The sequence below is a fragment of the Caballeronia sp. M1242 genome (assembly GCF_017220215.1).
Lineage (GTDB): Bacteria > Pseudomonadota > Gammaproteobacteria > Burkholderiales > Burkholderiaceae > Caballeronia.
Window position 1 is genome coordinate 874,300 of sequence record NZ_CP071129.1, and the last position, 13,156, is coordinate 887,455.

The 13,156-nt window shown below is 63.7% G+C and carries 15 protein-coding genes; 5 read left to right on the top strand and 10 right to left on the bottom strand.

Annotation, left to right across the window (positions count from 1 at the left end):
• Positions 1–204: 204 nt before the first annotated feature.
• The 5 genes from JYK05_RS04055 to JYK05_RS04075 form a co-directional block, all read right to left on the bottom strand.
• Positions 205–450 carry an energy transducer TonB gene (locus tag JYK05_RS04055; protein ID WP_206467851.1) on the bottom strand — a complete coding sequence of 82 codons (246 nt, stop codon included), beginning with the start codon at positions 448–450 and terminating at the stop codon, positions 205–207.
• A 75-nt stretch (positions 451–525) separates the two neighbouring features.
• Positions 526–1,725, bottom strand: coding sequence for a benzoate/H(+) symporter BenE family transporter (locus JYK05_RS04060; RefSeq protein WP_206467852.1), 1,200 nt, complete (start codon positions 1,723–1,725; stop codon positions 526–528).
• Positions 1,726–1,750: 25 nt separating this feature from the next.
• The gene (locus JYK05_RS04065; protein ID WP_206467853.1) at positions 1,751–2,926 is read right to left on the bottom strand and encodes a VWA domain-containing protein; all 1,176 of its coding nucleotides are present in this window, start codon (positions 2,924–2,926) and stop codon (positions 1,751–1,753) included.
• 25 nt (positions 2,927–2,951) lie between these two features.
• Entirely contained in the window at positions 2,952–3,542 is a 591-nt protein-coding gene (locus tag JYK05_RS04070; protein ID WP_206467854.1) for a GNAT family N-acetyltransferase, read from the bottom strand.
• Positions 3,543–3,570: 28 nt separating this feature from the next.
• A complete protein-coding gene (locus tag JYK05_RS04075; RefSeq protein ID WP_175939882.1) occupies positions 3,571–4,413 on the bottom strand; it encodes a MoxR family ATPase in 843 nt (280 codons plus the stop codon).
• Positions 4,414–4,860: 447 nt separating this feature from the next.
• Here JYK05_RS04075 and JYK05_RS04080 point away from each other — a divergent pair, with 447 nt between their 5' ends.
• Together JYK05_RS04080 and JYK05_RS04085 are read left to right on the top strand one after the other, a co-directional pair.
• The gene (locus JYK05_RS04080; RefSeq protein ID WP_175939883.1) at positions 4,861–5,226 is read left to right on the top strand and encodes a c-type cytochrome; all 366 of its coding nucleotides are present in this window, start codon (positions 4,861–4,863) and stop codon (positions 5,224–5,226) included.
• Between the two features lie 150 nt (positions 5,227–5,376).
• Positions 5,377–5,793, top strand: a complete 417-nt coding sequence (locus tag JYK05_RS04085) for a c-type cytochrome (protein ID WP_206467855.1) — start codon at positions 5,377–5,379, stop codon at positions 5,791–5,793.
• An 89-nt stretch (positions 5,794–5,882) separates the two neighbouring features.
• Here the strand turns inward: JYK05_RS04085 and JYK05_RS04090 are convergent, their stop codons facing one another.
• The 3 genes from JYK05_RS04090 to rsxB all read right to left on the bottom strand — a co-directional run bounded on the left by JYK05_RS04090 (position 5,883) and on the right by rsxB (position 7,886).
• Positions 5,883–6,314 carry a DUF1841 family protein gene (locus tag JYK05_RS04090; RefSeq protein ID WP_175939885.1) on the bottom strand — a complete coding sequence of 144 codons (432 nt, stop codon included), beginning with the start codon at positions 6,312–6,314 and terminating at the stop codon, positions 5,883–5,885.
• A gap of 76 nt (positions 6,315–6,390) precedes the next feature.
• Positions 6,391–7,035, bottom strand: coding sequence for an endonuclease III (nth, locus tag JYK05_RS04095; protein ID WP_206467856.1), 645 nt, complete (start codon positions 7,033–7,035; stop codon positions 6,391–6,393).
• Positions 7,032–7,886, bottom strand: coding sequence for an electron transport complex subunit RsxB (rsxB, locus tag JYK05_RS04100; protein WP_206467857.1), 855 nt, complete (start codon positions 7,884–7,886; stop codon positions 7,032–7,034). Before rsxB ends, nth begins: the two co-directional genes overlap by 4 nt.
• A 340-nt stretch (positions 7,887–8,226) precedes the next feature.
• Here rsxB and JYK05_RS04105 point away from each other — a divergent pair, with 340 nt between their 5' ends.
• On the top strand, positions 8,227–8,859 hold the full coding sequence (locus JYK05_RS04105) for a TetR family transcriptional regulator (protein WP_175940626.1): 633 nt from the start codon (positions 8,227–8,229) through the stop codon (positions 8,857–8,859).
• A gap of 128 nt (positions 8,860–8,987) precedes the next feature.
• On the opposite strand, the gene JYK05_RS04110 is transcribed toward JYK05_RS04105, so the two are convergent.
• Complete coding sequence (locus JYK05_RS04110; RefSeq protein ID WP_175939888.1) at positions 8,988–10,259, bottom strand: polyhydroxyalkanoate depolymerase; 1,272 nt, start codon at positions 10,257–10,259, stop codon at positions 8,988–8,990.
• A gap of 32 nt (positions 10,260–10,291) precedes the next feature.
• Here JYK05_RS04110 and JYK05_RS04115 point away from each other — a divergent pair, with 32 nt between their 5' ends.
• Positions 10,292–10,471: a hypothetical protein gene (locus JYK05_RS04115; protein WP_206467858.1), complete on the top strand. Its 180-nt coding sequence runs from the start codon at positions 10,292–10,294 to the stop codon at positions 10,469–10,471.
• 133 nt (positions 10,472–10,604) lie between these two features.
• On the opposite strand, the gene JYK05_RS04120 is transcribed toward JYK05_RS04115, so the two are convergent.
• Positions 10,605–12,473: a glycoside hydrolase family 15 protein gene (locus JYK05_RS04120; protein WP_206467859.1), complete on the bottom strand. Its 1,869-nt coding sequence runs from the start codon at positions 12,471–12,473 to the stop codon at positions 10,605–10,607.
• 334 nt (positions 12,474–12,807) lie between these two features.
• On the opposite strand from JYK05_RS04120, the gene JYK05_RS04125 reads away from it, so the two are divergent.
• Complete coding sequence (locus tag JYK05_RS04125) at positions 12,808–13,056, top strand: hypothetical protein (protein WP_175939890.1); 249 nt, start codon at positions 12,808–12,810, stop codon at positions 13,054–13,056.
• The last annotated feature ends 100 nt before the right edge of the window (positions 13,057–13,156 follow it).

Here is a 13,156-nt window from a genome sequence, read left to right on the forward strand (position 1 = left end):
GTCGGCGCGAAGCGCCTTGTCAAATTGCGGTAACCCGCGGGTGTCCATGATCGCGATGCCGGCGCGCGCCTCTGAAGCGCCGGGCTCGCCCCTATTGCCAATGTCTCATTTTAGACCCGCGCGTGCGGTTCGCGCTCGGGGCGTGCGCGTCGCTGGTTCGACCGGGCGCGCGCCGGGGCGTTCCGTCGGCGCGCGATGCATCCGTCAGTCGACGGCGTACGCGAGTTCGTGCCAGCGCCGCACGGTGCCGGAGCCGAGCTGCCCCCGGGCGAAGCGCATCTTGCGCACTTCTTCGAGCGCGTGCGCGTCTTTTGCGGTGTCGCCGCAGCTCATTTTCAGGACGACGTCCTGAACGTGGCCGGCGTCGTCGAGCAGCACGCGGACGATCGTCTTGCGTTTCGTGGGGCCGGGCGGCGCGGTGCGCGCCAGCAGTTTGTCGAGCAAAGCCATCTTCGTGATTCTGAAATGCGGTGGTGGTGCATCGGCGCGAAGCACGTTCGGCCGATTCCCGCATTGTAGGCCGCGTCAGCCGCGCCGGGCGTTCAGAATCACGTGCGTCACGACGCCCGCGATCAAGCCCCAGAACGCCGGCCCGATGGACAGCAGCGTGAGGCCGGAGGCCGTCACCATGAACGTGACGAGCGCGGGTTCGCGCTGGCGGGCGTCGTGCATCGCGTTGGCGAGCCCGCTCATGATCGAGCCGAAGAGCGCCAGCGCCGCGACCGAGACGACGAGCGCCTTCGGAAACGCCGCGAAAAGCGCCGCGATGGTCGCGCCGAAAATGCCGGCGATCAAATAGAAAACGCCGCACCAGACTGCCGCCGTATAGCGCCGGTCGTGGCGCTCGTGCGCTTCGGGGCCGGTGCAGATGGCGGCCGTGATCGCCGCGAGATTCACGCCGTGCGAGCCGAACGGCGCGAGCAGGAGCGATGCGATGCCGGTCGTCGCGATGAGCGGCGCGGAGGGCGTCGTGTAGCGGTCCGCGCGCAGCACCGCGATGCCCGGCACGTTCTGCGACGCCATCGCGACGATGAAAAGCGGCACGCCGATGCTCACGATGGCGGAGAACGAAAACGCCGGCATCGTGAACACGGGATGCGCAAGCGCCACGTGAAAGCGCGAAAAGTCGAGCAGCCCGAGCGCGTCCGCGACGGCCACCCCTGCTGCCAGCGTCGCCGGAATGGCGTAGCGCGGCGTCGCGCGCTTGACGACGAGGTACGTGAAGAACATCGCGAGCACGAGCGCCGTCTGATGCTCGGCCGCGCGAAAAATCTCGATGCCGATTTCGAACAGGATGCCCGCGAGCAGCGCCGCGGCGATGCCCGACGGAATGCGCTTCATCAGCGCGTCGAACCAGCCGGTGACGCCGACCGCCGTCAGCAATACCGCGCAGGCGATAAACGCGCCGATGGCCTCGGCATACGGCACGTTCGGCAGCGACGTGACGAGCAGCGCCGCGCCGGGCGTCGACCACGCGACGACGATCGGCGCGCGAAAACGCAGCGAGAGCCCGATCGTGCACAGCGCCATGCCGATGGAAAGCGCCCAGATCCACGACGAAATCTGCGCGTCCGACAGATGCGCGGCCTGTCCCGCCTGAAACATCAGCACGAGCGAGCTCGTGTAGCCCGTCATCATCGCGACGAAACCGGCGACGACCGCGGACACCGACGTATCGGAAAAAGGGCGCAGCGGGGCGTGCGCGACAGACGGCGTGGCTTTCATGCGGGTTCTGCTTCTTTCTAACGTGTTATTTGGACAGCGCGCGCATGGCGCTTTCGAGGCCGGACAGGGTCAGCGCGTACATGCGGTTGCCGAGCACGTGGCGGATCGCGGAAATGGACTGGCGGTATTCCCAGAGCCGCTCGGGCTCCGGATTGAGCCACGCGTGATGCGGAAACTGATCCGCGAGCCGCCGCAGCCACACGGCGCCGGCTTCGGCGTTGTTGTATTCGACGGAGCCGCCCGGCTGAAGCACTTCGTAGGGACTCATCGTCGCGTCGCCGACGAAGATCAGCTTGTAGTCCGGCGTGAACTTGTGCAGCACGTCGAAGGTCGGCGTGCGCTCGGTGTGGCGGCGGCGATTGTTCTTCCACAAATAGTCGTAGACGCAGTTGTGGAAGTAGTAGAACTCCAGATGCTTGAACTCGGCCTTCGCGGCGGAGAACAGTTCTTCCACGCGCTTGATATGGTCGTCCATCGAGCCGCCGACATCGAGCAGCATCAGCACTTTCACGTTGTTGTGCCGCTCGGGCACCATCTTGAGGTCGAGCCAGCCGGCGTTCGCCGCGGTGCTGCGGATGGTATCGGGCAAATCCAGTTCTTCGGCCGCGCCTTCGCGCGCGAAACGCCGCAAGCGCCGCAGCGCGACCTTGATGTTGCGCGTGCCGATTTCCACCTGATCGTCGTAATCGCGAAACGCGCGCTCGTCCCACACCTTCACGGCCGTGCGATTGCCCGCCGATTCCCCGCCGATGCGGATACCTTCCGGGTTGTAGCCGCCATGTCCGAACGGCGACGTGCCGCCGGTGCCGATCCACTTGTTGCCGCCTTCGTGGCGTTCCTTCTGCTCGTCCATCAGCGCTTTGAGGCGTTCCATGAGCTTGTCGAGCCCGCCGAGCGCCTCGATGCGCTTTTTCTCCTCCGGCGTGAACTCGCGGTCGAGCCGCTTCTTGAGCCAGTCGAGCGGAATGTCGAACGCTTCGTCGGGCAACTGCGTGACGCCATGAAAGTACGTGCCGAACGCACGGTCGAACTTGTCGAAGTACTTCTCGTCCTTCACGAGCGTCATGCGCGCGAGAAAGTAGAACTCGTCGAGCGACGGCGAGATGACCTGCGCCTTCAACGCTTCCAGCAGTGTCAGGTATTCCTTCACCGACACGGGCAGCTTCGCGTCGCGCAGCGAGTAGAAGAAGTCGATCAGCATGGCGCGCCTTCCTTCATGACGTGAATCAGCGGTCGAGCCGGTGCGTGAGATGCGCGCGCACGGCCGGCCATTCCGATTCGATGATCGAGAACACGACGGTATCGCGATACGCGCCGTCCCGGCCGATCTGGTGATTGCGCAGAATGCCGTCCTGCTTGGCGCCGAGCCGCGCGATGGCCGCGCGCGACTGATGGTTCATGAAGTGCGTCCGGAACTCGACGGCAATGGCCTTCAGTTGCTCGAAAGCATGGCCGAGCAGCAGGCGCTTCGCTTCGGTGTTGAGCGCCGTGCGCTGCACGCGCTTCGCGTACCACGTATGGCCGATCTCGAGCCGCCGGTGCGCCGCTTCGACGTTGAAATAGCGCGTGGAGCCGACGACATCGCCCGTCTTCGCATCGATGACCGCGAACGGATGGGCGCCCAGCCGGTCGCGCATGTCGATGGCTGCGTCGATATAGGCGCGCGCCGTATCGGGCGAAGGCACGCTCGTGTACCAGAGCTTCCAGAGCTCGCCATCGGCGGCGGCGGCCGCAAGCGCCTGTTCGTGCTCGACGCTCAGCGGCACCAGCCTCACGTGCTCGCCTTCGAGCGTGACGGGTTCGATCCAGCGGCTCATGCGTGGTTTCCTTTTCGTGGCTTGCTGATCAGCGGTTATGGCGGTTCATGTACAAGAGCCGCTCGAAGAGGGCGACGTCCTGTTCGTTCTTCAGCAGCGCGCCGTGCAGCGGCGGCACGATCTGCTTCTGATCCGACGACTGCAACGCCTCGGGCGGAATGTCCTCCGCGAGCAAGAGCTTTAGCCAGTCGAGCAGTTCGGATGTCGACGGCTTCTTCTTGAGACCCGACACGTTGCGCAATTCGAAGAAGCTCTGCATGGCGGCGGCGAGCAGGTCCTGCTTGATGCCGGGGAAGTGCACTTCGACGATCTCCTTCATCGTCGAGGCATCGGGGAACTTGATGTAGTGGAAGAAGCAGCGGCGCAGAAACGCGTCCGGCAGCTCCTTCTCGTTGTTCGACGTGATGATGACGAGCGGCCGATGCTTCGCCTTCACGAGTTCGCGCGTCTCGTAGACGTAGAACTCCATGCGGTCGAGTTCGCGCAGCAGGTCGTTCGGAAACTCGATGTCGGCCTTGTCGATTTCGTCGATCAGGAGCACCGATTGCCGGTCCGACTCGAACGCCTGCCACAGCACGCCCTTCACGATGTAATTGCGAATGTCCTTCACGCGCTCGTCGCCGAGCTGCGAATCGCGCAGGCGCGAGACCGCGTCGTATTCGTAGAGACCTTGCTGCGCTTTCGTCGTGGACTTGATATGCCATTGCAAAAGCGGCATGCCGAGCGCGCCCGCGACTTCCTCGGCGAGCATGGTCTTGCCGGTGCCGGGTTCGCCCTTGATGAGCAAGGGCCGCTCTAGCGTCATCGCGGCGTTCACCGCGAGCTTGAGGTCGTCCGTTGCGACGTATTGCGATGAGCCTTCGAAGCGCATGACGAAGATTCCGGTGAGGAAAAAAATCCCAGTATAAGTCAGAAGCCCTGTTGCGATGGACGCCTCGCCGGTATTGTGGCAGCCGTCCGCGACGGTCCACGAAAGCACGAAGGAAGCGATGCATGCGGCTTGCTGAGAACAGGCAATGACGCGCGACGCGGCGCGTGGATAGAGGCGAATTGTCGCAGGCCGCGAAGGCGTCTTTCAGCCGGTTCCCATTGCCAGAGGCGGCTCTGCGCTATCTCGGAGAATGGACGCTAGGGTGGTCGCGCGGTACAATTAGCCCGATTTTTTTGGCCTGCGCGGCCAGGCGGCCGCATTTCCGGTGCGCATGCGCCGCTTGCGAAGCAGTGAAAGGCAGCAAACAGTCCCGAGAAGGTTGTGATGCGCTCGGCGCGGGCCGCGGCTTTCGAGCGCCGGTTTTCCCCTCATGCTAGGTTACAAGCTATGAACTATTTCGTCGGCAAACTTGCCGTGATTGCAGTGCTGTCCGGTCTTGCCGGCTTCGCGACCCAGGCGTCCGCCGACGTCGTGGGCAATGCAAAGGCCGCAGAGGGCAAGGTCGCGATGTGCATCGGCTGCCACGGCATTCCCGGCTATCGCACGGCTTACCCCGAGGTCTACGAGGTGCCGATGCTGGGCGGTCAGAACGCGCAGTACATTTCCAACGCGCTGCACGCCTACAAGAAGGGCGACCGCCACTTCGACACCATGCGCGCCATCGCGGTGACGCTCTCGGATCAGGATATCGCGGACATCGCCGCCTACTACGCCGCGCAGACGCCGCAGTCGAAGAACAACCCCGACAAGTAACTCACGTTGCCGCGATCGAGCGGGCCGAAGCGCCCGTCGCCGTGTGAGGACGATCCGATGCACGGCAATCCGACAACGCAGGCAGCCATCACTATGCATGGGACCGGATTCTTGGCGCCGCGCCTCGAAAACCGGTCGACAGGAGAATTCATGAAGCCCTATCAGGCACAGTCGCAGGCACAGTCGCAGGCACAGTCTCAAGCATTTCGGTTCAGCTTCAAGGCAGCATGCGCCGCCGCCGCGATCATCGGCTCGTCAGCGTTCGGCACCGCGCACGCAGCGGATGCGGGCAACGGGAAGGTGCTTTCCGAAAGCCACAACTGCGCGGCCTGCCACGGCCCCGGCCTCAACAAGCCGGTGAGCGGCGAATATCCGAAGCTGGCCGGCCAGCATGCGACCTACATCTACTGGGCGCTGCGCCAGTATCAGATGGGCAACGGCAACCCGAACTTCGGGCGCAACAACGCGATCATGGCCGCGCAGGTGCAGAACCTGTCGCAGAGCGACCTGAAGGACATCGCCGCGTATATCGAATCGCTCGATGGCAGTCTCGTGCTGAAGAAGTAAGCGCGTCGCCGCATCGCAGGAAACGAAACACCCCGCTTTCGCGGGGTGTTTTCGTTTGTGCGCGTGGTGCGTCGGGGCTCAGTCGCGCGTCAGTCGCGCGATGCCCGCCGCTCAATGAGCGCGAGATACGCGTCCGTATCCGGCGGCGTGTTGCTGCGCTGTGCTTCCCAGATGACCTGACCGAGGCATTCCATGATGGCGTGCTGCGCGTCGTGCGGCGAGCCGAGCCGCGCGACGAGCTTATCGTGCGCGCGGCGAATGCCCGGCGGCTGGTCGATCGACAACTGCTCGCTGATGGCGAGATGCATCGACAGGTGCAGGAACGGATTGGTGCGGCCCGCGTCGGGCGAATAGTCGGCCTGCCGCGCGTCGGGGTCCGCGAGTTCGGCCTGATACTCGGGATGCTCGCGGATCCAGTCGGCGGCCATGCTTTCGAGCGGCGTCAGGATTTCGCCCGCGCGCTCCTTGCGCCACGTCTCGGTGAAGAACTGGCGGACTTCGTCGCGGCTAGGGTTGAACATGAGAGTGAAGTTCGGCTCGGGAATTCGTCATTGTAGATCGCGGCGGCATGTCGGTGCTCGGCCCGCAGGCGACGTGTCACTCGGCAGGCGCCGGCGTCTTCGGCCGATACTCGCACAGCGGCTCAATCGCGCAATGCCAGCACTCCGGCACGCGCGCCTTGCAGACGTATCGGCCGTGCAGGATGAGCCAGTGATGCGCGTCCTGGATGAACTCCTTGGGCACATGCTTTTCGAGCGCCGCTTCCACCGCGCGCACGTCCTTGCCGGGCGCGATGCCCGTGCGATTCGCGACGCGAAAGATATGCGTGTCCACCGCGATCGTCGGTTGCCCGAACGCAATGTTCAGCACGACATTCGCTGTCTTGCGTCCGACGCCCGGCAGCCCTTCGAGCGCCTCGCGATTGTCCGGCACTTGTCCGCCGTATTGTTCGACGAGCATGCGGCACGTCGCGATCACGTTCTTCGCTTTCGTTCGATAAAGCCCGATCGTGCGGATGTATTCCGTCACGCCTTCTTCGCCGAGCGCGAGCACCTTTTCGGGCGTATTCGCCACTGGAAACATCTTGCGCATGGCCTTGTTGACGGAGACATCGGTGGCTTGCGCCGATAGCATCACGGCAATCAGCAGTTCGAACGGTGTCGTGTATTCGAGCTCGGTCTTCGGATGCGGATCGATGCTTTGCAGCGTCTCGAAGATGGCGCGGCGCTTCTTCGCGTTCATTGCGTCGTGTCTGAATCCGTCTCGTTTGGATCGCCGCCTGCATCGCTCGCTCCGCTCGCTTGTTCGGCGAAGCCGAGGCGTTTGCGGCGTGCTTCGGCGGCGTCGATCTGCGCCTGAACGGCGGCGCTGACGTGCTCCGTATTCTTCGGACCTGCGCCCAGTTTGGCCATTTCTTCTTTCTTCTTGCGCGCGCGTTCGAGCGCGGCCTGAATGATGGCGCGTTTCTTCGCTTCAGGGTCTTCCGTCGATGCGGACGGCATAGCCGATGCCGCAGCGGCCGCTGTCTGCGCCGCGCGCGACGCCTGCCGCGCGGACGCTTTCGCTTCGGCCTGCGCGCGCTCGCGTTCGAGCCGCGCGAGGCGCCGGTCATGCCGCGTGCGCGCCGCATCCGCTTGTTCCTGGCTCCATGCGTCCCAGCCGGTGGCGTCGCCCGTGACGGGAATCATCGCGATGCAATCGACCGGGCAGGGCGGCACGCACAGGTCGCAGCCAGTGCACAGCGCGTCGATGACCGTATGCATCTGCTTGGCCGCGCCCGATATGGCATCGACCGGACATGCCTGCATGCACAGCGTGCAGCCGATGCACAGGTTCTCGTCGATGACTGCCAGCGGTCGCGCGCGCTCGACGCCATGCGTGGTATCGAGCGCGATCTCCGGCTTGCCGAGCAACGCCGCAAGACGCGCGACGCCTTCCTGCCCGCCCGGCGGGCACCGGTTGTAGCTCGCCTCGCCCGCAGCGATGGCGTCGGCGTAAGGCCGGCAGGCCGGATAGCCGCACTTGGTGCATTGCGTCTGCGGCAGCAGGTCTTCGATGCGCTCGGCGAGCGTCTTTGAAACAGTTGCGGTCACGTGAGATTGCGCGGTGGCAAATAAGGCGGGCAAAAAGCAGTAGAAACGGCAGCAGAAAAACAGCAAGACTCAGCACGGCGCGGCGTTCGAAGCGCAACGACACTATCCACGCTATTCATTGCAGCAGACGTGATTATCGCGCAAGTGCGCGATACCCGCCGCAGGTGATCCTTATCCTAATTGCCAATGCCCCGGTGATGTGCGCATAATCGAAGCGCTTTATCGTTTGACCGCAGGACGGTGTTCCCCCATAACCATGGGCAGCGCCCGTTCACGTCATGTACCCCCTGCGGGCCGCGTGACGCATATCCGGACAACGCGGCTCCCGACTCATGCCATCATGAATCAGCCGAAAATCAAAAGAGATCCCGAAGGGACACGCCGCCGTATCCTGCTTGCCGCCGCGGAAGAGTTCGCAGCCGGCGGCCTGTTTGGCGCACGTGTGGATCAAATCGCCCGGCGGGCGGAGACCAATGAGCGCATGCTGTACTACTACTTCGGCAGCAAGGAGCAGTTGTTCACAGCCGTGCTCGAACATGCACTGTCCGCACTCGTCGAGGCCGAGCGTTCGCTCGATCTCGAGGGCCTCGCCCCTATCGAAGCCATGACGCGGCTTGCGCATTTCGTTTGGGATTACTACCGTGACCATCCCGAACTGCTGCGTCTGATCAACAACGAGAACCTGCACGAGGCGAGATATATCAAGGGATCGAATCGCATGCGCGAGGTGATCTCGCCGGTGGTCGAGACGCTCGCGACCATTCTCGAGCGCGGACAGAAGGCCGGACTGTTTCGCAACGACGTCGATCCGCTGAAGTTCTATATCACGCTGTCGGGCCTCGGTTATTACATCGTATCGAACCGTTTTACGCTTCAGGTGAGCTTCGGTCTCGACTTCAGCGAGCCGACGCAACGCGAACAAATGGTGAAGATGAACACGGAATTGCTGCTTGCTTACTTGACACGTCGCTGACGCCGCTAAAAAAGAGCGCCGTCTGAAGAAAAAAAACGTCGCGCCTTGCAAAGGGCGCGACGTTTTTCTTTTGCGAATGGAATCGGTACCGAAGCGCAGGTTGAAGCACTGCGCCGCGATCAATCCACTTACGCGGGCACCGCTTCTTTCTTCGGCGACTTGTCGTGTTCGAGAATGAACTCGCGCAATTGCGGGTACACCATCGTGCGCCAGCGCCGGCCCGAGAAGATCCCGTAGTGGCCGGCCTTTTCCGCGGTGAAATGGCGCTTGTCCTTCTGCGGAATGCCCGTGCACAGGTCATGCGCGGCGCGCGTCTGGCCGTCGCCGGAGATATCGTCGAGCTCGCCTTCGATCGTGAAGAGCGCCGTATGCTTGATGTCCTGCGGGCGCACGCGCTCGCCGTTCACGTCCCACGTGCCCTCGGCCAGACGAAACTCCTGGAACACGATGCGGATGGTTTCGAGGTAATACTCGGCGGCCATGTCGAGCACGGCGTTGTACTCGTCATAGAAGCGGCGATGCTGTTCGGCATCGTCGTCGTCGCCGCGCAGCAGGTTTTGATAGAAGTCCCAATGGGCCGTGAGATGCCGCTCGGGATTCATCGCGACGAAGCCCGCATGCTGCAGGAAGCCCGGATACACCTTGCGGCCCACGCCCGGATAATTCGCCGGCACCGTGTAGATGACGTTGTTCTCGAACCATTCGTACGAGTGCTCGCTCGCGAGCGAGTTCACCGATGTGGGGCTGCGTCGCGCGTCGATCGGGCCGCCCATCATGGTCATCGTGCGCGGCGTGTCTTCGCCGCGGCTCGCCATCAGCGAAATGGCGGCGAGCACGGGCACCGTCGGCTGACACACCGAGATCACGTGCAGATCTTTCGCGCCGATGTGACGAATGAACTCCTGAATATATTCGACGTAATCGTCCAGATGGAACGCGCCGTTTTCCACCGGCACCATGCGCGCATCGAGCCAGTCGGTGATGTAGACCTTATGGTCCTGCAACAGCGTGCCGACGGTATCGCGCAGAAGCGTCGAGTGATGCCCGGAGAGCGGCGCGCACACCAGCACGATCGGCTCGTCCTTGAGCTTCGTCACGGTCGCGCTGTCATCGGCGAACCGTTTGAAGCGCAAGAGCCGGCAGAACGGCTTCTCGATTACCGTCTGCTCGACGATCGGAATGTTGTGGCCGTCCTTGACGATCTGGTGAATGTTGAACTCGGGTTTCTCGTAGTCCTTGCCGAGCCGGTAGAGCAGTTCGTAGCCGGCCGCGAGACGCGTGGAGCCGGGAACGTAGGCGAGGGGGCTGGCCGGATTCACGAACGACTTCGAGGCGGCCTGGGCCCATGCCGTGAGAGGAGACAACATGGCCCGCTGAAATTCGTGGATTTGATAGAGCATGGTGGCCCCAATGACTTCGGTACGAACCGGTAATGCCCGTTGGTCCCGGCAATTCGGCCGGCAAGCTGACCCAACGGCAATCGAAAATCCCCGCCGTGCGGCTGAACCGCGCCGCGGGGCTGCTGTTTCTTGCTCGAGGCGCGTCGTCGCGCTTCGTCGCTGGGGTGTTTCTCTGGTTCTCTACATTAACGACCAGCGCTGCAGAATTTTGATACCAAGCAACAGTTTCCGCTGAACGTCTGCAGAACACAATCGACCGGTCGAAGTTGCCGGCTTTCTAGCAACAGGTCCATCGTTGTGCATCGCACCATTCTAGCCTCAAATACAGCCGAGGCTCGTCGTTTCTCAAGAGTCTTCCGTCATGCCGACGGCAGGCTCTCGGCCGGCGGCGCTTCTCTGCGCGTGGGAGGGCTGGCCTGTCGCATGCGCCATCGCCTGCTCGTGCTTCATCAGGTTCATCCCCGTATGCACCAACGCGACGTGCGTAAACGCCTGCGGAAAATTGCCGACCATGCGCTTTGCCACCGTGTCGTATTCCTCGGCGAGCAGCCCGACATCGTTCGCGAGGCCGACGAGACGCTCGAACATCGCGTGCGCTTCGTCGATCCGTCCCTGCAACGCCAGGTTGTCCACCAGCCAAAAGCTACAAGCCAGAAACGTGCCTTCTCCGGGCGGCAGGCCGTCCGCTGTTTCCGTCGTGTGATAGCGCTTCACGAGACCATCGTGCGTCAAGTTGGTCTCGATCGCATGTACGGTGGCGGTCACACGGGCATCGTCCGGCGGCAAAAAGCCGAGCAGCGGTATGAGGAGCAGGCTCGCGTCGAGTGCGTCGCCGTGATAGACCTGCGTGAACGCGTTCAGTGTCGGATTCCAGCCTTTTTCGCAGACGTCGGCGTGAATGCGCGCGCGCATATCCCGCCAATGGTCGACCGGACCGGCCAGCGCGAACTGTTCGGCCGAACGGATGGCCCTGTCATACGCGACCCACGTCATGACCTTCGAGAAGGTGAAATGCTGTCGGCCGCCGCGCACTTCCCAGATGCCTTCGTCCGGCTGATCCCAGACCGTATCGAGATGTTGAAGCATCGTGCACTGGATGGACCACGCGGTTTCGTCGCTTTGCAGGCCGCCGACGCGCGCGAGATGCAGCGCGTTCATGACTTCGCCGTACACGTCGAGCTGCAACTGCTCGACCGCGCCGTTGCCCACGCGCACCGGCTGCGACCCCTCGTAGCCCGGCAGCCACGGAATCTCCCATTCGGCGAGCCGCCGCTCGCCCGCGATGCCGTACATGATCTGCACCTGCGACGGCGCGCCGGCCATGGCGCGGCCGAGCCACGCGCGCCATGCGCGGGCTTCGTCGTAGTAGCCGCCGCGCATCAGCGCGAGCAGCGTGATGGTGGCGTCGCGCAGCCAGCAGTAGCGGTAGTCCCAGTTGCGCGCGCCGCCGAGCTGCTCGGGCAGCGACGTCGTCGGCGCGGCCACGATGCCGCCTGTCGGCTCATAGGCCAGCGCCTTCAGCGTGATGAGCGAGCGGCGAATGGCGCCCGCCCAGCGGCCGGCGAGTTGGCTCTTGCCGGACCACTCGCGCCAGTGATTTTCGGTGCGCGCGAGTTGCGTGTGCGGATCGTGCGCGGGCGGCAAGCGTAAATGCGACTGCGAATAACAGAGCGAGAAGGGCACGCGCTCGCCTTCGGTCACGTCGAAGCAGGCGGTCGTCCGCATGTTCTCGCCGACGAGTTCCACCGGCGTGCGCAGCACCGCGAGGTCCGGCCCGGCGATCGCGCGGATGCCGCTGTCGTTCGGCAGGCGGCTGACCCACGGCATCACCGATCCATAATCGAAGCGCAAAACGAGTTCCATCTTCATGCGCACGACGCCGCGCCGTCCGATCACGATGCGGACCAGTTCCGAATGACCGTTGCGCGACGGCATGAAATCGACCACCGTCACGGCGCCCTGCGGCGTTTCGAAGTCCGTCTCCAGAATGAGTGTGTCGTCGCGATACCGGCGGCGCACGACCGGCGCTTCGCCGTCCGGCATCGAGGGCGCGAGCAGCCATCTGCCATGCTCGGGCGTGCCGAGCAGCGCGGCGAAGCACGCGCCCGAATCGAAGCGCGGCCAGCAGAGCCAGTCGACGGAGCCGTCGCGGGAGACCAGGGCGGCGGTATGGCCATCGCCGATCATGGCGTAGTCTTCGATCAGAGCGGGCATAGTGAGCGTGATTGTGCTGGCGGCGACGCGCCGCGAGGCAGAACGATTGGCGGTTATGTGGTCGCATTCTGCCGCATTCGCTTGGCGCAAGCAGAAAACCGGGCGCGTGCGGTGGCTCGCGAACCGTCCTGCGACCGCGCGCCGCGCCCGTTGGCGGAAAAGCGCTACCGAAGCGCCGATTAAACCGTTGTCACGCGTTTCGGCTGATGTTTAGAATGGAAGCTAAACGTAACCGCGACGCGCGTCACTGCGCGCTCGGCTTCGTTTTCCCCTGTCGGCTTGCCGGGGCGGCCGGCATCATTCGTTGCTTTGCGTTTCGAGGAAAACCATCACCATGCTCAATCCGTCGAAAGCAGACTGCATCGCCATTCTTTCCGCTGCGAGCCGCGTGCGCGACAGCGACAACCTGCTTCCCCTCGATCACAAGCGCCTCGGCCTCTCCCGCAACGCGATGGACACGGCTGCCGCTTTTCTCACCGAACGAGGCTGTTTCAGCCGCTACAGCTTCGATATGAGCGGGCTGTCGGTCGGCGCGCTGTCGCTGCAAGGGCGTCTGCGTCTGGATCAGCTTGCAAACGGCTGAACGCCGTTGCCGGCCGCGCGCGTCCGAAGCGCGGCACCTTCCGCCATCCATCACACACTGCGCACGCTCGCGGTTCTATCCGCGCGTGCGCCTTTTTGCG

Bases quoted from the DNA above. Each gene is read 5' to 3' on its own strand.
- JYK05_RS04055 (WP_206467851.1), bottom strand. From the start codon at position 450: ATGGCTTTGCTCGACAAACTGCTGGCGCGCACCGCGCCGCCCGGCCCC.
- JYK05_RS04060 (WP_206467852.1), bottom strand. From the start codon at position 1,725: ATGAAAGCCACGCCGTCTGTCGCGCACGCCCCGCTGCGCCCTTTTTCC.
- JYK05_RS04065 (WP_206467853.1), bottom strand. From the start codon at position 2,926: ATGCTGATCGACTTCTTCTACTCGCTGCGCGACGCGAAGCTGCCCGTG.
- JYK05_RS04070 (WP_206467854.1), bottom strand. From the start codon at position 3,542: ATGAGCCGCTGGATCGAACCCGTCACGCTCGAAGGCGAGCACGTGAGG.
- JYK05_RS04075 (WP_175939882.1), bottom strand. From the start codon at position 4,413: ATGCGCTTCGAAGGCTCATCGCAATACGTCGCAACGGACGACCTCAAG.
- JYK05_RS04080 (WP_175939883.1), top strand. From the start codon at position 4,861: ATGAACTATTTCGTCGGCAAACTTGCCGTGATTGCAGTGCTGTCCGGT.
- JYK05_RS04085 (WP_206467855.1), top strand. From the start codon at position 5,377: ATGAAGCCCTATCAGGCACAGTCGCAGGCACAGTCGCAGGCACAGTCT.
- JYK05_RS04090 (WP_175939885.1), bottom strand. From the start codon at position 6,314: ATGTTCAACCCTAGCCGCGACGAAGTCCGCCAGTTCTTCACCGAGACG.
- nth (WP_206467856.1), bottom strand. From the start codon at position 7,035: ATGAACGCGAAGAAGCGCCGCGCCATCTTCGAGACGCTGCAAAGCATC.
- JYK05_RS04105 (WP_175940626.1), top strand. From the start codon at position 8,227: ATGAATCAGCCGAAAATCAAAAGAGATCCCGAAGGGACACGCCGCCGT.
- JYK05_RS04110 (WP_175939888.1), bottom strand. From the start codon at position 10,259: ATGCTCTATCAAATCCACGAATTTCAGCGGGCCATGTTGTCTCCTCTC.
- JYK05_RS04115 (WP_206467858.1), top strand. From the start codon at position 10,292: ATGCCCGTTGGTCCCGGCAATTCGGCCGGCAAGCTGACCCAACGGCAA.
- JYK05_RS04120 (WP_206467859.1), bottom strand. From the start codon at position 12,473: ATGCCCGCTCTGATCGAAGACTACGCCATGATCGGCGATGGCCATACC.
- JYK05_RS04125 (WP_175939890.1), top strand. From the start codon at position 12,808: ATGCTCAATCCGTCGAAAGCAGACTGCATCGCCATTCTTTCCGCTGCG.